The following is a 19,383-nucleotide window of genomic DNA, read 5'->3' on the forward strand; positions in this document are numbered from 1 at the left end:
AACTTCGGGGCGGACTCTAACTCCTTCTGGAGGAATTACTCAGTGGCAGGTCAAGTCAAAGACTTCGTTACCGGCGCGCTTTTCCGCGAATGTCGGCAACGAGTCCTGGCAGTGACAACACTGGGCTGCTGTTATGTTCTCCTGTGATTTTCCAGGGTAATTGAATGAGGCGCTTCATGAAGAAGCAGATCGTGGAACGCTCAGCCCGAATACTTTGATGACTTCATTGACGAGAGCGGCCATGTTCGGGTGATCGACGTATTTCTCGATGCGCTCGGTTTGGCTGAGATGAGTTTTGAGGTTGCGGAGCCAGCGGTCGGCGTCGCGCCCCCACTTTGCTCCTCGAACTCTGCCAAGAGATGTTTTTTTTGGCAACGACGAGGCGCCGCCACCGATGGCAGCAAGTTCAATGCCGTGAACAGCCGGGACAGGAACTTCACGTGCACGAAGATGGAGTGACGGCGTGCTCAGTTGGAGGAGAGCGTCGCGCGCTGGGTCAATTCGACGCGACCAAGCGCCAGGAGCCGGTGGAGGCGCTGGCCGCGAAGGAGACAAGGCTTGCCCAGAAGCTGACAAGCTTGTTGGCTACGAGAAGCATGCTTCCTTCACCAGGGCGCCGATCGAGGCCGAGGCGATCAAGCACATTAATGTTCTGTTCGCCATTGTAGGCGAGATCAACGGTCTTGCGCCGCGGGAGCGCCGGCGCGTGCGCCAGGAGCGCCGCCGGGTCTGGTCCTCGAACTGCAGGGATGGTTGCGCGAACAACGCACAAAGCCGTCCAAGCAGAACGAGACGAAAGGCGATCAAAACTGCCTAAGCCGCTGGGACGCAATTTACCCGCTTGTCGCCCTCGTGGGCCAAGAAATTGAACCTTCGCGGGCTCCGATGAGGGCGTGCGGCTGCGATCTATACCTTGATCGCACCACCAAGCTCCACGAGATCGATCCACAGGCTGGGCTCGCCGACGTGCTGGCCCGCCTGCCGGATCATCGCGCCAAGCGCATGTCCTGGAATTGTCGACCTCAGAACGTCACTCTCGCCCGCATGAGCGCGGACGACCTACCCCGCACGATGGACATAAGCCGACATTTCCGGACGCCCGAACCGGTGACGGCTTCTCATCCCGGGAGCACGCACTCTCTACAACAACTCCACCCGGCACCGGACTGCATCGGTGGAGTTCTTATTGCATGCCGCAGGTTTTAGGAACGGGATCTGGTCCTGGCCTAGGAAGCCATACGCCGTCAGTTTACCGAGCCGGCAGCGGTCCGGTCAGAGTCACAGACCCAACGCGGTTTGTCTTCGCCCCGGGATGCAGCCATCGCGCAGCTAATCCCTACTTGATCAAATGCAAAAACGACATCTTTGGTTTCATACTTCAGTTTATCCGCCGCCCGGAGCACCCCTTCGGCACCATTTTGAAACGTGGCGTTCAAAGTCCAGTAGTCTTGATTCGCGACAACAAACGTGTGGAATGCCTTCCTGATATCCCAACCAGAGCGTTTTAGGATACAAAACACCTTGTTATAAATTCCACTGGAATAGTGAACGTCCAGTCGATCAGAGTATTTGGAGACGTGGTCTATAGAGTAGCCATCCTGTGGCGGGTCGCACATATATCGCAAAGACGTCCCAGCTTTTTTGGTAACATCCGCCCCCACGGTCAAGTCAGACCCCGATCTTCCGAATGTATTGCCATACTTCTGGAAGTAATAGGATTCGGCAGCTTCTCCTGCCATGTCGGAAAACGACTCATTCATACCACCTGACTGGTACTGATATTCGAGGTTCGAATTCTGCTCTGTGAAACCATGCGACACTTCATGGGCAACAACATCCAAGCCCACCAGAGGGTAGAACATCGCTTTCCCATCGCCAAACGTCATTGAGCTGCCATTCCAAAATGCGGTGTCCTCATTCCTGGAGAAGTGTACGCGCAAATGCAGTTTCTGCTTCAAAGGACTGACGCCGTACCAGTCCCTATACATGTCCACAACAACCTGCCCGAAAAATTGGGCATCATTCAGCGGTGAGAACGCGCCATTGATATTATCCCCTGCGTTGTTGTAACACCTAAACGCAAAAGGCTTGTTCGTACCTTCTACAGAGTAGTTCATGTGCTCGGTGAAAACATCTGGGCTATCCATTTCACAGATGCTGCCCTGCTCGCTCACTTCGAAAGGCGGAACGGTTTCGCTTCCATAGGTGTACTGGCCAGTCTTGGCATTTCCGCCAGGCCCCGTTCCTCTTTGTGCGTGTTGTAGGTTTTCATAGGAACTCACAGTTTCGCCAGTAATAGCATCGATAAACAACACAGGACGTGTCGGGCGTGGGCCTGCTGTGCCGTCCCGGACAGTTGTAAAGAACGACGTGCGGTACACAAGCCGGACCTCGCCCTTCTTTTGAACGAGATACACGAGATCGGCCTCTTCGTTTTCGTAGCTGCTCGCGCGAAGCGTAGGGGCAGAGGAGAGTACAATCTCCTTAGCTTTTTGAAGCGCCTGCTGCTTGGTGATCTTCGCGGTCAGGGCCGGACCTAAATCGTAGGCGGCAGTTCCGCTTATGGCAACAATTCTCGTGCCATCAGCAGATCTCTCGGCAACGATCTGCTGGCCCCACACGGGAATTCCGTTGTGCTGCTGCTCAAGGCGGAGAGTGGCGCCGGAACGGTTAGGCAGCGCCTTAAGCGACGAAGAAGTATCGAGCTCGAGCAATCCGGCAACGGAGGCCTCAGGTGATCTTCCTTGAGCTATTTCAGCTAGGGGACTGGTTTGAGGTACAACCTTGTTCACCTCACGGATCTCGGCGGCGGTAGCTGACCCTAGCGAGGCACCCAATACAAAGCACGCCAGTGCGTGGACACGGTTATGACGCATTACACTCTCCTCAAGCTCGATTAATCGCGTCGCTGCATTGAAAGTAGCGAACGTAATTGCTGCGATCTGGCTCAACCTGCATATCCAATGTCATCTCTCCCATCGTCAGTTGCGATAGCTCTCACGACCATCGACGCCTTTTGCCGTTTCGATCAGAAACTCAATGGCGAGCTTGGCGAAGCGGGCGGCTTTTGTTGCATCCAACTTGGAGACCACGTCCTCCGAGGTGTGAATGTATGGATTGCTCTCTTTGAGCGGAGCCTCGAACGGCCAGGCTGCGCGGATGCCATTTCGCGTCCACGAGGCATGATCAGAGCATGCGTAGCAGCCCTTAGTTTCACCGTGCGTGATCGCATGAGCACCAGAATGGTTGTATTCCTTTAGGAGCTTCGTGAGAAAACCATTTAGTTCGGGGCTGGTGTATTGGTTCACCAGGTAGATGTCCCGGGTGTCCCGGCCGGAATTGAAGCCGGTCATGTCAAACTGCAAGGCCGCAATTACCTTTTGGCCTTTACTTTCGGCCGCGTACCTGTCCGCGATTTCAGCGGAACCTCGAAGCCCTACCTCTTCGGCCGAGTAGGCCATAAACTTAATAGTCCGCTGCGGTTTGAATCCCGTTTCCATCAGCACACGAAGCGCCTCTGTGACGACCGCGACTCCGGATGCGTCGTCGTCAGCACCAGGCGCGTTCTCTTTGGGGTTATCTTTATTCTTCCAATTAATAGAGTCGATATGCGCGCCAATCACCACTACTTCATCCGGCCGGGACGCGCCTCGGATTGTTCCGATAACCGAGTTCTGAACCCAGCCGTGCGAAAATAGCGCGACCGTGAAGTCCGGACGCTCCTGTCCCATGCTCTCCCATTCTCTACGAACAAACTCAGCCGCTTCTTGCCCTTTGGACGTTTCGAAGTGTCGCGTCCCGAAACCTTGGAGCATTGTGATCGTGTTGAGGATCTTATCGCCCTTAACCCGCTCAAGGGCGCGCCTCACGGCACTCTGCTGATCAAGCGTCTCCGGAAGGGGAGCTAAGTAGCGAAATCCGGGCTTGTAAGCTGGGTTGTCCACCTCCTTGAGGGCTGCCTCGCGCGAGGCGTGGACAGTGAAGCCGCCGCAGCGCGGGCATGCGCTGCGCATCCAATTAGAAAACCTGTCCAGGTCTTTTTCAGCGATGTCAGCAACCGACATGCCGTTGATCACTTGAAACGTGGGAACAACGAGATCGTCCGCAACTGATTGTCGGCTCGCAAGAGACCGCTGCGCGGCAGCTGCCACATTGTCGCTAGTGACAACCCAAAGCCTTGAGGATTGTGCATAAGTATAGGGACCACCCACCAGCAACATGGCTAAAGCAGTTAGAATTGTCTTTGAGCCACTCATTCCTTTCATGTCTACTCCTTTTCGCCGACGCATGAGCATGCTGATGACGCAACCACGCTACACACCGTCACAGCAGCTTCCGGACAACCAGTCGTTTAGCGATGAATCGCGGCCGGTCCGCCTGAAGATGATGTTCTCTGCGAGAGTTGCTGTGGTCGCGCGAACAGAGCAAGCGGCGTGCCAAATCGAAACTCCAACATTACTCGTGCTTCGTAGCATCTTAGTGCGTCGTAGCTCGGTATTGGGCTAAACCTGACCATCGGCACGGCTAGTGACCGACATTCGTTGCAGAGTTAGCGACGAAATCGCGACTATTCAGATACTGTGCAACCGGTGCCGCTGAGCGCACCGAATTGCAGGACCGGGAGCCGGCCGTGGGGATCCGGCGCCATCAAGTTCTGTTTAAATGGAGAACCAAACTAGCCCTGCCGCCATTCTCGAGGTCACGCAAGTAGCCAGCTTTATGCTTGTGTTGGATCGTTCAGAACGACCCGGCGCTCACAGGGGGTTGCGCCAGCGGCAACTGAACGCCGGCGAGCACTTTGTAATGGCCGGGCGGGCCGGTGTGGGAGACTTTGTCCTACTCAGCCGCACCGAGTTGCCGCTAATTCAAACAGGACCGTTCGCATGAGAGCAGGCCTGAGCTACTCGAATTCGGACGGCTGCCAGCGTTGCCGGAGCGACGCGGATCATATTCTCACTGCGCCATATTCTGCGTGTGGCAGGGGGCATCCACTCGAGACCTTAGCGCCAGGGCCTCGTTGTAAATGCGCGTGCGTTCATTAGATGGTCCCCGCAGATCGGGCTGCCAGCGCTACATTCTCCAGACGCGCCGCTTGCGGGGAGGAGGATGAAAATTGTAATGTGGCACTCCGAGGGCCTGGATCGCCGTTGTTGTCGAGGGGGACTCAATCGAGACGAAACTATTCTTTTCCGCCGCGGCCGAGGGCCTGCAGAGCAGGTCGAGTGAATGTGTCGCTGATGTCGAATCCTCGTCGGGACTACCCTTGTGCGGTCAAACCCGGGAGGCCGACCTGTGGTTAGCTGCTTTGTGTGTGACGAAACCGCCACTCGCCCTCTGAGGCGAATGACGATCCAAAGAAGCTCGAAAAGGCGCGCCATGAGCGGGATGAATGCGGGATGATTCCCTTGCTTGGTTGCTGCTCGCCACTGCGCTACGCATTCCCACGCCGCTGTTGTGCGCGGACTACCGTCACCGGCATTTGACCGTGGGCGACCGGTGCAGCAGCGTCCCGCCTCAGTCATTGCATGCCGGTTGCGGCCCGGCTAAGGTCGTAGCATCCCTATGTGCATCGCAATTACATTCTCATGGCGCTCACCTTTAAGTTCTGCCGAACCGAGTCCCGGTGGCAACGCGCGCGCTCTGGTCACCCCGGCGCTGGGAAGCTGGATCGCCGCGGTCGATCTTGGTGGCCCCCGCTCGCATTGTGAACCGCCGCTCCATGTTGTCGTCATGCCGCACCCTTCATGACAGACTTGACTGACGCGATCTGCTGCACGCTGCTGCTGTTTGCGTGTGGCTGGCTGATCTGGACCGATCTCCGCCATGGCATCATCCCTGATTGGATCAACGGCTTGATCGCAGCGCTGGGACTTGCGAGGACGTTTGCGATGGAGGGGGCTCTTGGTCCACTGATCGCGGGCAGCCAAGGCCTAATAATCGCTGCCCTGCTCCTGCTGTTGAGAGAACTCTACTTCCGTTGGCGCAGCATACAAGGGCTCGGCCTTGGTGACGTCAAGTTCCTCGCCGCCGCTACGCTTTGGACTGGACTATTCGACTTCCCGATTCTGTTGCTTGCCGCAAGCGTCGCGGCGCTGTTCGTCGTACTCTGCCTCCATATGGTCGGGCAAGGCGTCACCGCACGAACGTCGATCCCGTTCGGACCATTTCTGGTCGTCGGCCTACTCGTCGTGCTTGCTGTGCAGACAAGTGCTGCAAGTATGCCTTTCCAGACTATCAATTTACTGGATGGTTTATTGCCGCCAGCCAGAATACGGCCGGACGTTCACGGCGCCACAACAACGCGCCGTGCTGCCTCGCCTATGCACCCGCTCTGGCGCAAGAGAGGTCACATAATGACGAAAATTGAGGTCAACGGCGATTGCGGCATTCCTTCGGATATGAAGGTGTTTTAGGGATCCCGAGCAACAACATGCTCACGACTAGCTCCTGGACCCTGACGAAATTGCGCGCTTACCAAAATCCGATCGAGAACCTCGACACACGCACAGGCGAGTCGAACTCGCTGGGCGCTCGGGCATTGAATCCATGCAGCGGAGAAGCGTGCAAAGGCAACGCGCATTCATTCCGCGACTACATAGATTAGATTGACAGTAAGACGAAACACAGGCGTTGTTTGGAGGATCGGATGTTGGATCGGACCACTACTGCGTTTGTCGAGGTCCCAGCTCCTGTTCGGCGGTCGTCGAGTTCAAAGGTGATAGCTGGATCTCTCCCTCACTTCCTTTTCCAGGCTGGGGCATAGACATGATTGCCTTCTTGGAGGGGTTTTCCAACATCACCTCGCGAGCTCGCACCTCGCGTAGCACCCAGCCATCATGCTGTTCGCCGACCCTGATCCGAAGCGACAGCTTGCTGGACTGATCGATGAAGATCCCGAAGCTCTCGAAACCTCCCACAACGGTTCCAACCAGCGCGAGCGCCGGCTTCTCCGGCCTCTTGGAGGACAGCGGAGGCACGGGCACAGCGGCAACCGGCGTCGGCACGGGGACCAGCGCCCGTCGTGAGGGCGAGAAGATGGGACGGTCCCGGGTAGCGGATAGCCGGGTCAACGAAATTCCCCACAAGGGATTGGCACTGGATGCCGGCTCTTTCGGCGCCGACACCGAGTTGATGGTCAATGACGAGGGCTCAGGCTTGTCGACTCCTGCCCCACCCTCCCGCTGCCCTATCGAACCAGTGTCCGTCACTTCCTCGCTTTTCACAGCCGCTATGGCCGCGCAGACCGACAGGTTTGTCATGGCCAATACGACGGCGGCGAAACGGATCATTGCGATAGGACGCATCATTTGCGTTCCTGCCATTGACCCGATACCGTCAGCGAAACGCGCAGCTTTCCTGGCGGGGTGGTCGTGCCGGTCAACAACGTTTCGACCAAGAGTTGCTCCACAAAGAGGAATGGAAGACCGGCTTCCAGGTCATAGAGCAGTTGCTGTAAGGCTGGTTGTTCGACCTCGCAGCTCGTCACTACACTAATGAAGCCTGCTTTCGAATGCTTACCCTGCAGTTCGACCTCGGTCGACAGGACGTTGCCCCCGGCTTTTGTGACGGCGCCCACCACCCTTTGCACCAGTGCAGCGCCTGCAACGGTCACAGTCTTTCCTTCGAGAAAGGCCGAACCTCCAGGTCCGGTCAGATTAGGCTCGCCGCTGCGATCAGGCCGAACCGCTCCTCCCTCGAACTGAGGCAATAGCACTCCAGCCTCGTGGAGCTGGTCGTATCGCGCAAATAGATCGGTGATGGCGCTTACGATTACCCAGAGGAAAAGGAGAACTGCGATACCATAGCCTGAAGCAGCTGCAGCAGGTGATGACCGAAATGCCACCCGAAAGAAAGCGGATCCCCTCATGTGCTTCCCCTGAAATAGGCATTCACATGAACCTCGATGTGAAATCGCTCGCCGGGCTCGTTCGATGATCTGGTTGTCGGTGCGAAGAATGCGGCTCGGCTGAACTGCGGTGACTGCTCGATCAGCTGGATCAGCGTCGGGGCATCCTGAGTCAGACCAATCAGTTGCAGCCGATTGCCCTCGACACGCAGGTTGGTGACATAGGTACCATCGGGCAGGATGCTCGAAAGATGATCCAGGACCAACACCGTCGCTGGCGTCGTTTGCTTACGCCGAGCGAGCAGCGCGCCGGCAGTTGATGCAGCGTCGCTCGGATCGCCCTTGACTGCTGCCCGCTGACGCCCGATCGTGCTGCGCAGTTCTTGCAATGCTCCGTCTGCCTTTGTGCTGAGCACCATGGTTACTATCAGCACCAATGCAGTCGCAGTCCCAGCGCCGAGCAGAAAAAACTTCAGGAGTTTCGCAAGGTCTCGGCGACCGGAGATCGCCGAACGAAGACCTGCGGTGAAAAGCGTAATCGGATGCAAGGACAACTCACTCTGTGTATGGATCGCGACTGTGGCAGCTCCGACATGATCCGCGAACTGGACCAGCGGCTCTACCGTGGCACGCGACACCGCCGCTAAAATGAGGCCGATGCGTTCCTTGGGTGCCGACTGAGGCTCACTGAAACCAAAGAGCGCCTGTTCGGCACTCCAGGGCGTTAGTCGATCGATCTGTGAACGGATCATTCCGTTTAGAAATGGTTCTGCCTGCTTTGGAAAGTCGAGCTGCCGAACCAGCACTTGGTTTGGGGCGAGGTAAATGTCCATTACGCACCCGCGCAGTACCCCAATCCAGTTGCTTGGCAGGTTATGGTCGCCGGCCAGCCGAACTTGGGCATTCTCTGGCTGCAGCTTGCGTGCGGAGTGCTGCAGCAGCTGTAGCGTCAGCCCATCCGCTCCGTCGTGGCAAGCGCTTACCCGACGGCGCCGGTGGACACGGTTCGCGATCGCTTCAAGAGCGCTAGCCACCAGGGCACACCAGGCGGTAAGCGCCATTTCGATGTCACTTGCCATCTTCATGCCCACCTCGCCCGTCGTGTGTTTGCGCGCCCTCCTCCTCGTGCGACAGAACTCGATAAGGCAATTTCCCTTCGCCCAATTCAATTACGACCACCGACGACCGCCGCCGACCATCGGCTGCCCGCAATGACACGCGCAACCTCCACGCGTTGCTCTTGCCCGCGATGACCCTGGCACTTGCGGGTACCAGCGCCTGCGCAATAGCAGCCGGGTCGGCGGATAACGCGTCTCGTGAGGCGAGGAAATCCTTCAGGATCAGCGGCGTCATGCCCGGAACTGAAGCGACCACCTCCGCCGGGGCGGCCAAAATGTCTATCCCAGGCGAGCCGCTGAAGACGGTGACAAACGGCATCACTCGGTCAAGCAGCCAGGACGGCGGCCCGAGCACTAGCGGTAGCTCGTCGACATGGACGAAGGGGGCCAGCCTCGGACCATATTTACGTCCCGCCGCTGCATAAAGCGCCTCTTCCGATCGCGCAGCCGCCTTATCCACCGGCTTGGTACGCCACGATACCACCCTATCGGCATAATCCTGCGCCGCTTCGGCGTCTGCGCCAAGGATATTGAAGAGATTGGCGATCATCTCCTTCGGCGCGGCATTGAGATCGACTCGGGCGGCCTCGGTTAGGAACGAGACCGCCACAACGTCACCGCCGATCCGGATGCTGAATCCACCGCGCCTTGGCCGCTCCTCATTTTTCGCCATGAGCAACTGATAAGCCGCTAGCTCAACGCCGGCAGCGACCAACGCTTCTGCTTGCAAGGCGTCATCATCAATCCGCAAGACTCGCGCCGAGTTCGAAAGGTACTGTGAGAATACCACGATGAGCGCGGCCAAGACTGCTAGAAACCAGAGCACCGCCACCAGGATGAAGCCATCCCAAGGGCCAGCCTTGCGTGACGATTGCCCTTTCGATTGCAACATCAATCGCTCCGCGCGCCACCGAGAGCGGCCTTAGAGCCCTGCTGCGGCTCGTCCGGCCTCGAGCTCACGCAGTCCCTCTCACCTTCAATACATCCCGCAGCCGGAGCATCGACATGAATCCGGACCACCCGCGACATTATGGCTAATCCGCCCCGACTACGATCTAGAATAGTCAAGCGAACCGCAGTGGGAAGCCGACCCGCCTCATGCCAATCCGGCCACCAAGCAAGGCTCGCATCCGCATAGGCAAAGGACAGTCGGAAGGGAGGACTAAGCAGCACCACTCGATCGGCGAAATGCAGAGTTTCGGAAAGTGAAACGCCGACCGGCAAAGGTGTGAATGAGGTTCGCGAGCGCACGAGCGCAACATCGGATCCGTTAGCAGTTTCGCCAATCTGGACGATGTCAAGGCCAGGCCCGACATTCGGTCCAATCGCCTTGCGAACAAACGTCACCCCCAGCTCTCCCCCTTCAAACAGCGGCTGCGTCTGGTCGCGATTGGACGGGACAAACTCCGCTGCAGAAAGATCGTTGGCTATTCGGCGCAGCGCCAAACCGAGCATCTCCGCGCGTTGAACACGATTGAGGCCGCGATTCCACGCCGGAAACCATTGCGACGTCATTGTCGCGAGCACCGACATCACGAGCCCCGCGACAACAAGCGCAGCCAGGGCCTCGATCAGGGTAAAACCGGCTCGCGCGTCACGATGTTCTGATGCCGCACACATCAGCCTGCAGTCCGCGCCAGTCGCACTGTGCGCACATCGACGACGGCGCCCGATGCCGAACGAAGACGCAGCTCCACCATGCGAGGAATCCAGCCCGCCTGACCGGCGGCGACGTCCCAACCCGTCCCGATCGGCGCAACCAGAACAGTCCACTCGCCGGAGGCGGACGCACCGCGGAATGTACCCGGTAGCAACCGATCACGGCCTGGAATCGCGGTGACAAGAGCCGCGCTCGCCTCTTGGATGACTGAGACCCTCTCCTCGATCTTACGAACGGCACGCATATTGGTTGATACGACAGTGCCAATTAACCCAAGTGACAGGCTGAGCACCGCGAGCGCGACCAGCATCTCTATCAGAGTGAAGCCAGCGTCACTCTCTTCAGCCTTTGATGAGGGAACGAGAGACAACCTCAATCCTCCCAGTCAGCCAGTTGATCCTGATCTCGACACGCAGGTCAGCCCGCCAGAGCGCAATCGCACCACCGCAGGACAGGCCGTCGGGAAAGAAACTGATCGCCGATAAGACCGGACGTTGGTTGCAGCTGCGTGGCAATATCGCCTCGAATTTGACGTCGTCCGGCACCTGGACAGCAGCGGAGCTGGCGCCCGAATGAATCGCCCGGCGTGGCGGATCGACCAGAGTATCCACCCTGACGCCACCGCCGACCGACATCGCCCGGTCAGCTTTCAGGATCGAGGCGGCCGCAAGAGCATAGGCCTGCAGCCTTGCCTTGGATGTCTGCCGCGGCACGAACGGCAATAGCACTGCCGCGATCATTCCGGTGATCGCGAGCATGCAAACCACCTCCAGCAATGTGAAGCCGCGTTGACCATCATTCATTGCGTGCACTCGTCTGCGCACCGAGCATAATGTCAGCAGCCGTCCCGCTACCTCCCTCCTGACCGTCGGCGCCATAGGATATGATCTCGTATGGGCCACGCTCGCCAGGGGAGCGATAAACATAAGGCGTATTCCAGGGATCGGCGGGGATCGCGCCACCTCTCAGGTATGGGCCATTCCAGGCCGTAATGCCGGCGGGCCGGCTCGCCAAGGCTCGTAACCCTTCGGATGCTGTGGGATAACGACCCGCGTCCAGATAAAAGAGGTCCAGTGCGCTCGCGAAGCTCTGCAACTGGATCTTCGCTGCCTTGACCTTGGACTCCCCGAGATAATTGAGGACCCTTGGCCCGATCAGCCCCATGATCAGGCCTATGATGGTGATCACAACCAGCATCTCGGCCAAGGTAAATCCGCGCTCCCCTTCGGGGGCCTCCACTGGAATACGCCATATAAGTCTCGATTGGTATGCACGACGTTCCGCGACCGGCCGGCATTCTGTTGTCATGCTGAGCTCCTCTGCGCTTTGTCAGTCGACGAGCTGCGTGACGGAAAGCAGCGCCGTCATGACGGAAACGATCAGGCCTCCGACGACAATACTGATCGTCAGTATTGCGGCTGGCCCGACCATTCCCAAGACACGATCAAGGCTGCGCTGGAGTTTCGCCTCATAGAATTCCGCGATTCGGCCGGCCAGCACCGGCAATTCGCCGGTCTCCTCGCCCAGCCGTAGCATGCGAACTGCCATGGGCGGGAGCACGTGGGACTCTGCCAGCGCTTGCGACAGCTTGCCGCCGTACCGAACGCGATCAGCCGCTTCGATCCACGGGGCAGGAGACGAGGTCACGGACATCACGTCGACGAGAATGCGCTGCGTTGCGGTGAGATTAACACCACACCCCAACAACAGTCCCAAGTTCCGACAGAACAGGCTCGTGCGGTGGAAGACGAAGATTCTGCCAATTCCAGGCAGCGTTGCAAGCGCAGCGACGATCGAAGCACGTACCTTGGTCTGCCGCATGAGCCACCAGCCCCCGGCCAGGACGAACGCGCCTGAGATCAGCAGCAAAGCGCGGTTAGCTCGCATCAGATCAGAGGCTTCCATGAAGAAGCCAAGTGCCGGGTCGGCGCGGCCGCCGAAATCGCGCAGCACTGATGAAAATTGTGGCAACACAGCCAGAATGAAGAACAGCATAACGCAGCCCGCCGCAAGCAAAACGAAGATCGGATAATGCATGGCATCACTGAGCTTCCGCCGAGTTGCCTCGGTCCGATCCCGCTCCGCCGCCAGAACCTCAAGGACTTGGCTGAGCGTACCAGAGGCTTCACCGACCTTCATGAGTGCGCCATACATTGACGGAAACAGATCAGGTTGCGCGGAAACTGCATCGGTAAAGCTTTCGCCGCCAAGTACGGCCAACCTCAATCTTCTAATCACCGGCCGCAGCCGGCCAACATCGCAATCGTCTGACAACAGATCAAGAGCGTCATCAAGGCGCGCTCCTGCCTTCAGAAGCAGCGCAAGGTCGCGCGTGAAACTCGTGACCTCCGCGTATGAAGGGCGGTTAGGCCAGAATCCGCGGCGAAAGACCGACGGGGAACGGGCCTCCTCCACGGCTTCAATCGGTAGCAGATGCAGAGATGAAATCCGGCGCTCGGCCTCTGCTTGCGTCGATGCGACCAACGAGCCGGCAACGATCTCTCCGAACTGGGTCAACGCTCGATAGCGGAAACTTGGCATAATCCTGATTCAGCGTGCAGCAACAACACGAAGAATTTCAGCCGGCGCTGTGATTGCAGCCCGGCATTTAGCAATCCCATCGTCCAGCATCGTCGTCATCCCCTCGCCGATCGCCGCATGATCGATTGCGAGCCCATCGGCATTATCGGCGATCAGCTCACGCAAACCGCTGCTGAGTTCGAGGAGCTCAAATACTCCGATCCGACCGCGATAACCGCTGTGGCTGCAGCGTGCGCAGCCCCGCGGCTGCCACATGATTTCCCCTGCAGATAGCCCGAGGCGGCTCACTGTGGTGTCCTGGCTCTGTTCATCCTCGCCGAACGGTGTCGGCGCCTTGCAATGCTCGCAGAGTTGTCGCACCAGCCGCTGTGCGATGACGCCACGCAAAGTCGATCGCAAAAGATAGCCTTCCACACCGAGATCAAGCAGGCGCGGCACGGCCGCCGCGGCCGTTTCGGCGTGCAGCGTCGTGAGCACAAGATGTCCCGTGAGCGCGGCATGGACGGCCACATTCGCCGTCTCCGAATCTCGGACTTCACCGACCATGATCACGTCGGGATCCTGACGAACAAAGGATCGGAGTGCACTCGCGAAAGTAAGCCCGATGGCAGGCTTGATTTGCGACTGATTGATTCCGGGGATGTCGTACTCCACGGGGTCCTCGACCGTCAGGATTTTCCGTTCTGGCACATTGAGCATGGACATTATGGTGGCGAGAGTTGTCGTTTTGCCACTGCCAGTCGGCCCTGTGACCACAATCATGCCATGCGGAGCCGTGATCAGCCTGCGCAGAACAGCCTCATCGCGCTCGGAAAGGCCGAGACGGTCTACTGCAAGCTGGGAGCGGTCCTTCGGCAGAAGGCGCAGAACCGCGGACTCGCCATACTGCGTCGGCATGATAGCAACACGCACGTCGATCTCGCGGCCGACCCGAATTCGCGCAGCTCCGTCTTGCGGCAGACGTCGTTCCGCGATGTTCAACCCAGCAATGATCTTGATGCGAGAGATGACTGCCTGGGGCAGCACACCCGCTGGCGGCTGAATGGCACGAAGCAGCCCATCGATCCGCAGCCGAACCGTAAGGCCCGTTGAGAACGGCTCGATGTGAATGTCACTCGCGCGCATTTCGAGGGCTTTTTCGATCAGATCAGTGACCGCGCGCACGACGGGCGCGCCGCTCGCCAGGTCGCGCAGACTTTCGATATCGTCATCGCGTAGCTGCTGAACGGCGGACTGCCCCCTCTCTTCCGCAGCCCCGAGCTTCTGATCGAGACAGATAGAAATGTCCTCTATCGAAGCTACCTTAAATGAGGTCGGCCCCCCGAACACCAGCTCCGCAGCTCTACGCGAGGGCTGGTCGGTGGGATCCGCCATGGCGAAGACCGGTGTGCCATCCGAAACGCGGTGAGGAAAAGCCACCACTTCGCGAAGAAAGGCTGGCGAAAACTGGTCGATTGCAGGAGCAGCCGCCATCATTTCCCGCAGCGTAATACGTTCGAGACCAGAAAAGCGGGCGGCTTCGTCGGCAAATGACTCTGCCGATAGGTCAAACATCTCCCAAGTTCTCGTCGGCCGCTCACCGGTTTGAGCGTCGCCCTCCGGGTGCGCCGAACACATGCGCCGGAGATGCTCGATGAATTGCGTTGACGATGTACCGCACATAACATGATCCGCGCCCAAGGGTCGGCATCGGACCCGAGTCGACTCGTCAAACATCTCTGGCAAGTCACATGCCAAATTGCGAGAGACGCTGACATCGGCGCGCAATGTTGTTTAGGCAGATCGTCCGACGGCGAGCCGCGCGCTTCGTCGGCTCGAATGCGCTAGTGTTCGACTCCGAACAAAAAGTGGAGCGAGGTCTATATGCCGCCAGCTCCGTCGCGAACGCGACATTCAGAGCGCCGCCATGTCGCCCCTGCAGCTTGGTACAGCCCTTGCAGAAGACTTAAAGCTGGGGCGGCCCTGAGACTCTGACCGGTTGACCAATTTGACTTGGGCCGCTCCGCCGAAAGCGACAGAGGGGAGAATGACCCAGAGCACGAGACGAACGATTGATGCGGCGCTGAATACGAACATCGCGCTGAAGGGGCTGCAGAGGCATGCAACAGAGGCCAATCTGACGCAGCGCTATCAGCTGCATCCGGAGCAACGAAAGCAGCAACTTCTGGAGCCGGTGGCCCGCACGTTCGAGAGCGGCAGCGGCAAGTACGGCGCAGCAATCATGGAAACCGCTGGTCGCCGGCACTGCTCGTTGCTCGGTCTTGTCCGCTCAAGCGCCACGGCCGCCACCCGTCGCTAACCAGGCGACGATCCGGCGCTGGTGCGGCGCATCGATGAACGTTCACGAGTTGCCACGGCTACTTCTGGACGACATCTGTGGCGCTGGCACTGAGCCTTGAACGATCCCGGCGACCGCGGCCGGCGAGTGAGGCGCGTGGTCAAACCAGCCAAAACATGAAACGCTATCCGCACGAGGCCCGTCGTTTGGAGAGGCGTTGAGCTTCACCAACCGCCGGTGGCGAGCGCCAACGACACGTCTTCCTATAGCGGCACTTGGATACGTGGGCCTATGACGCTTGGCCACTCAAAGGGTACGAGATAATGCCTGCGACGAACTACACCGCAGACTGGGCGCTCGCCACAACGTTGAGCTCTTCTTGCCATTGCGCATCTTCAGGGTCGCCATCCGGCTCTTCAGTAACGTCGATGTGGGCGGAGCGACTTCAAGCGCATCAAATACTGCAACGGGCAAACAGGTCGTCCATTCCACTGCACTTCGAAGAAGACGTGGGCGGGCAACCGATAACAGGATGAGTCGGCCGGACATAAGCGATCGAGCTCGTGCTTCGGCAAGATAAACTTGGTGGCGAGATCACCCGTCCTCCGGCGGAATGGGCTTCAACTTCAAACGATTGGCTATCGACATGGAAGTGGTTAATCGCGGCGGATCGGTACCCCCACCTGGCTGGCTTTCGTGCGCGGGGCAGTAAATCTGCCGCGGAGCTCCAAGCCACATCCATCACTAGCCTAAGTGGATCAGCAATCCAGTGAGCCTTCCAGTAAGTCGCAGTCAGTGCGGTGGGGTCGCGCGCAACATGCTGCTTGTCGCGGCAATGTTTCTGTTCGCTTCATGTAGCATCGTCACGAACGGCACATCCACGACAGCACCCGCTGACTTGGACGTGCTCGACAAGGTCCGATCGCTCGACATCGTTCCGCGCGGCGAACAGCCGATCACGGCTTTCCAAGCATCGCCTAACTCAGGCGGTGTAGCAAGCAGCACCTATTCGGGTTCAGAGATCTCCGAAGCCACGGAGGCGCGGCCGCAGCAGACCCCAAATGGTCCGGGCTACAATCTGGACTTCGAGAACTTGCCTGTCGCCACTGTGGTAAAGGCGGTGCTCGGCGACATTCTCGGTCTCGGCTATACCATCGATCCACGCGAGCAGGCCACAGTCAGCCTGTCGTCCGCACGACCGGTGCCCAGATCTGACATCGTTTTCGTGCTTGAGAGCGCGCTGCGACTTTCCGGGCTTGCGCTGGTACGCGATACGGGCGGATACAAAGTGACGCCCCTCGGCAACGCCACTGGAGCAGGCCACGTCGATACTGATGCTCGTCGTTCCGAAGCCGGCTATGGAGTGTCAGTGGTACCGCTGCAATACGTTGCAGCGAAAACCATCCTCAAGTTGATGGACAGCTTTGCAACTCGCGCCGGAAGTGTACGTGCGGACCCCACGCGAAACCTGCTTCTGATCCAGGGGACCGGACCCGAGCGGCGAATGGCCGTCGAAACCGCCCTGAGCTTTGATGTCGACTGGATGAAAGGCCAATCGGTAGGCATTTATCCCATCCACAATTCCGCGCCGGAGCCTCTGATCGCAGAGCTCGAGAGTATCTTGGATTCCGGCGACAACGGGCTCAGTCATGACCTTGTGAAGCTTCAAGTCGTCTCCAGATTGAACGCCATCATGGTCGTAACTCGCAAGCCGCCCTTACTCCAGACCGTAGCGACTTGGATCCATCGGCTCGATCGGGCAGACTCGGCTCAAACCGGCGTTCGTGTCTATCGTGCCCGCTATAGTGATGCCCGCCACTTGGCCAAGCTGCTGAACCAGATGTTCGTCGGCAGCGCCTCAACGTCGATCGACATCGCCGATAAGGAGGTCGCTCGCACGACCTCGGCTGCCGAACGGCTGTCTGCCAATACGTCCGCCCCGTCCCCCAGCCTGTCCGCCCCCGCATCGGGCAGCAACGGCGTAAGTAACCCCTTCCCATCAGGCATGAATTCGTCGAACGGAACGGATGCCAGCGGTGGACTTGATACACCAACCGGGGGTGGACCGCCGGTCATGCCCAACGTACGGATCACCCCTGATATCGTGAATAACTCTGTCTTGATCTATGCCAGTCGCGAAAACTATCGGATCATCAGTTCCACCTTGAAGCAGCTCGACCAACCCGTGCTGCAGGTCGGCATCGAGGCGACGATCGCCGAGGTAAAGCTCACCAACGAGCTGAGTTACGGTGTCCAGAGCTATCTGACCAGCAAGCAGCTTGGATTGAAGGCCGACCAGGGTTCTATCCTTACGTCGACCTCGACCAGCGGGACAGTGAGTGAGGCCGCGAGCGCGCTGCTAAATCGCATTCCGGGCTTCAACTTCCTGATCGGATCGGAGTCACAGCCGGCCATTATCCTCGATGCGCTGCACGGGGTGACCAGCGTCAATGTGTTGTCCAATCCGTCACTCGTTGTCACCAACAACCAGCCCGCAACCCTTCAGGTCGGCGATGTTGTTCCGGTCCAGACTAGCAAAACAAGTTATCCATCGCAAAGCGGCGCTGTGGTTAGTACTATCGACTACCGCAACACGGGCATTATTCTTCGCGTTGTGCCGCGTATCACCACAAGTGGGCACGTCAGTCTCGAGATCGAACAGGAGATCAGCCACGTATCCTCGGCCGGTTCAACCGAGCTTACGCCGACCGTGTCTCAACGCAGGGTGAAGAGCGCCGTCTCTGTGGCAAACGGCCAAACCGTGGTCCTGGCCGGACTGATCAGTGAAGGCCACGATGGGAAGCGCAGCGGCATTCCGCTACTTGACGAGATTCCCGGTCTTGGCGATGTGTTTTCACACCAGAGAAAGAAGGGCGAGCGGACAGAGTTGATCATCTTCATTCGACCCCAGATCATCCAGACCGGCAGCGATGCGCATCAACTGGCAGAGGAGCTACGTTCGAAGCTTCGCGGTGCAGTCGGCGCGAGCATTACAGATGACTTGCGTGTCCGCAATGTCCGCTGATCATTGTCATATCCCGCTGTTGGCTCGACGCGACATCATCTGGTTCGTGCTGGCGCAAATGATGGCTCTGCTTGTCGCGTTAGCGCCAGCACGCGCAGACGCAATTGCATCGGCAAGGAGCGCTTATGCACATGGGGACTATCAGAAAGCAGTCCGCCAGCTCACCCCACTTGCTTTACGCGGCAACGCGCAAGCACAGGCGATGCTTGGTTTCATGTACGAAAACGGATTCGGCGCACCAAAAGCCTACGATGCTGCAGTCGGCCTATATATTCAGGCCGCAAATGCCGGAAGTCCATTCGCCCAGGCGATGCTCGGCCTGATGTATGATAAAGGCCATGGCGTCCCGCAGGATGTCGTTCTCGCCTACAAATGGATGGATATTGCGGCAGCTCAGGCCCGCAGCGCTCAAAGGGATTATTTTCTCCGCTTGCGCAACGCGATTGCTTCCAAAATGTCGATGAATCAGATCGCACAGGGTCAGGCATGCGCGCGGGCATGGACACCAAGTCCATGGTCAGGCCGGATGCGCAGCTCCCCCTTGCAGTTCCCGAAGGACGGAGCGGCCCGCGGGGCTATTCGATCAAGAGGCGCTCGCGGTGGTACAGCCGGGACGCCCTAGCTGAACCCACAGCGAAGGCCTCGCGCCTTCCCGCCGTAAAGGTCTTCTTGCCGGCTTCGTGCGGATGCGGTGCCCCGGTCCCAGCCAATGCTACCAAGCATAGGTCAGAAAGTGTCATTCGTGGCGCATCGTTCAAAACGCTGATCGCGGCCCTGAGACGGCCTCGAAATGCTCGAGCCGCGTCGTCGGTATCATGAAATTGCCCCGGAAGCATTGCTGGAGCAGAGACGCCAGCGGGTGATGCAGCGGGAGAGGAAGTCACGGCTTTTATTAACGTGATGCCAAGTAAACGA

The 19,383-nt window shown here is 58.6% G+C and carries 16 protein-coding genes; 4 read left to right on the forward strand and 12 right to left on the reverse strand.

The features are described from left to right. Nucleotides 1–1,244: 1,244 nt before the first annotated feature. Together XF30_RS00550 and XF30_RS00555 are read right to left on the reverse strand one after the other, a co-directional pair. Nucleotides 1,245–2,951, reverse strand: a complete 1,707-nt coding sequence (locus tag XF30_RS00550) for a M4 family metallopeptidase (protein WP_109141628.1) — start codon at nucleotides 2,949–2,951, stop codon at nucleotides 1,245–1,247. Between the two features lie 30 nt (nucleotides 2,952–2,981). Then, nucleotides 2,982–4,265, reverse strand: a complete 1,284-nt coding sequence (locus XF30_RS00555) for a M20/M25/M40 family metallo-hydrolase (protein WP_158284322.1) — start codon at nucleotides 4,263–4,265, stop codon at nucleotides 2,982–2,984. A 1,479-nt stretch (nucleotides 4,266–5,744) separates the two neighbouring features. On the opposite strand from XF30_RS00555, the gene XF30_RS00565 reads away from it, so the two are divergent. Further along, the gene (locus tag XF30_RS00565; RefSeq protein ID WP_109141631.1) at nucleotides 5,745–6,413 is read left to right on the forward strand and encodes a prepilin peptidase; all 669 of its coding nucleotides are present in this window, start codon (nucleotides 5,745–5,747) and stop codon (nucleotides 6,411–6,413) included. 249 nt (nucleotides 6,414–6,662) lie between these two features. Here the strand turns inward: XF30_RS00565 and XF30_RS00570 are convergent, their stop codons facing one another. Genes XF30_RS00570 through XF30_RS00615 form a run of 10 tightly spaced genes read right to left on the reverse strand, consistent with a single transcriptional unit; the run spans nucleotide 6,663 to nucleotide 14,827 of the window. After that, nucleotides 6,663–7,307, reverse strand: coding sequence for a hypothetical protein (locus XF30_RS00570; RefSeq protein WP_109141632.1), 645 nt, complete (start codon nucleotides 7,305–7,307; stop codon nucleotides 6,663–6,665). Then, nucleotides 7,304–7,867, reverse strand: coding sequence for a type II secretion system protein GspM (gene gspM, locus XF30_RS00575; RefSeq protein ID WP_109141633.1), 564 nt, complete (start codon nucleotides 7,865–7,867; stop codon nucleotides 7,304–7,306). The genes XF30_RS00570 and gspM overlap by 4 nt, the downstream gene beginning before the upstream one ends. Continuing rightward, complete coding sequence (locus tag XF30_RS00580; protein WP_109145501.1) at nucleotides 7,864–8,931, reverse strand: PilN domain-containing protein; 1,068 nt, start codon at nucleotides 8,929–8,931, stop codon at nucleotides 7,864–7,866. Before XF30_RS00580 ends, gspM begins: the two co-directional genes overlap by 4 nt. Continuing rightward, on the reverse strand, nucleotides 8,915–9,856 hold the full coding sequence (locus XF30_RS00585) for a type II secretion system minor pseudopilin (RefSeq protein WP_109141634.1): 942 nt from the start codon (nucleotides 9,854–9,856) through the stop codon (nucleotides 8,915–8,917). The genes XF30_RS00580 and XF30_RS00585 overlap by 17 nt, the downstream gene beginning before the upstream one ends. Next, nucleotides 9,856–10,584: a PulJ/GspJ family protein gene (locus XF30_RS00590; RefSeq protein WP_109141635.1), complete on the reverse strand. Its 729-nt coding sequence runs from the start codon at nucleotides 10,582–10,584 to the stop codon at nucleotides 9,856–9,858. The genes XF30_RS00585 and XF30_RS00590 overlap by 1 nt, the downstream gene beginning before the upstream one ends. Beyond that, nucleotides 10,584–10,994, reverse strand: coding sequence for a PulJ/GspJ family protein (locus tag XF30_RS00595; RefSeq protein WP_225130348.1), 411 nt, complete (start codon nucleotides 10,992–10,994; stop codon nucleotides 10,584–10,586). The genes XF30_RS00590 and XF30_RS00595 overlap by 1 nt, the downstream gene beginning before the upstream one ends. Then, the gene (locus XF30_RS00600) at nucleotides 10,966–11,427 is read right to left on the reverse strand and encodes a prepilin-type N-terminal cleavage/methylation domain-containing protein (protein ID WP_109141637.1); all 462 of its coding nucleotides are present in this window, start codon (nucleotides 11,425–11,427) and stop codon (nucleotides 10,966–10,968) included. Before XF30_RS00600 ends, XF30_RS00595 begins: the two co-directional genes overlap by 29 nt. Beyond that, nucleotides 11,420–11,932 (reverse strand): type II secretion system major pseudopilin GspG, encoded by a 513-nt coding sequence (gspG, locus tag XF30_RS00605; protein WP_109141638.1) that lies wholly within the window; start codon nucleotides 11,930–11,932, stop codon nucleotides 11,420–11,422. The genes XF30_RS00600 and gspG overlap by 8 nt, the downstream gene beginning before the upstream one ends. Nucleotides 11,933–11,953: 21 nt before the next feature. After that, complete coding sequence (locus XF30_RS00610) at nucleotides 11,954–13,165, reverse strand: type II secretion system F family protein (protein ID WP_109141639.1); 1,212 nt, start codon at nucleotides 13,163–13,165, stop codon at nucleotides 11,954–11,956. A 9-nt stretch (nucleotides 13,166–13,174) separates the two neighbouring features. Continuing rightward, nucleotides 13,175–14,827: a GspE/PulE family protein gene (locus XF30_RS00615; protein ID WP_109145502.1), complete on the reverse strand. Its 1,653-nt coding sequence runs from the start codon at nucleotides 14,825–14,827 to the stop codon at nucleotides 13,175–13,177. Nucleotides 14,828–15,191: 364 nt separating this feature from the next. Between XF30_RS00615 and XF30_RS00620 the strand changes: the two genes are divergently transcribed. The 3 genes from XF30_RS00620 (at nucleotide 15,192) to XF30_RS00630 (ending at nucleotide 19,090) form a co-directional block, all read left to right on the forward strand. Beyond that, complete coding sequence (locus tag XF30_RS00620; protein ID WP_109141640.1) at nucleotides 15,192–15,464, forward strand: hypothetical protein; 273 nt, start codon at nucleotides 15,192–15,194, stop codon at nucleotides 15,462–15,464. Nucleotides 15,465–16,260: 796 nt separating this feature from the next. Continuing rightward, nucleotides 16,261–18,468: a type II secretion system secretin GspD gene (gspD, locus tag XF30_RS00625; protein ID WP_109141641.1), complete on the forward strand. Its 2,208-nt coding sequence runs from the start codon at nucleotides 16,261–16,263 to the stop codon at nucleotides 18,466–18,468. Further along, a complete protein-coding gene (locus tag XF30_RS00630) occupies nucleotides 18,458–19,090 on the forward strand; it encodes a tetratricopeptide repeat protein (RefSeq protein WP_338129112.1) in 633 nt (210 codons plus the stop codon). The genes gspD and XF30_RS00630 overlap by 11 nt, the downstream gene beginning before the upstream one ends. Nucleotides 19,091–19,383 lie beyond the last annotated feature (293 nt).

Origin of the sequence: Bradyrhizobium sp. SUTN9-2 (assembly GCF_003122645.1) — a bacterium.
Lineage (GTDB): Bacteria > Pseudomonadota > Alphaproteobacteria > Rhizobiales > Xanthobacteraceae > Bradyrhizobium > Bradyrhizobium yuanmingense.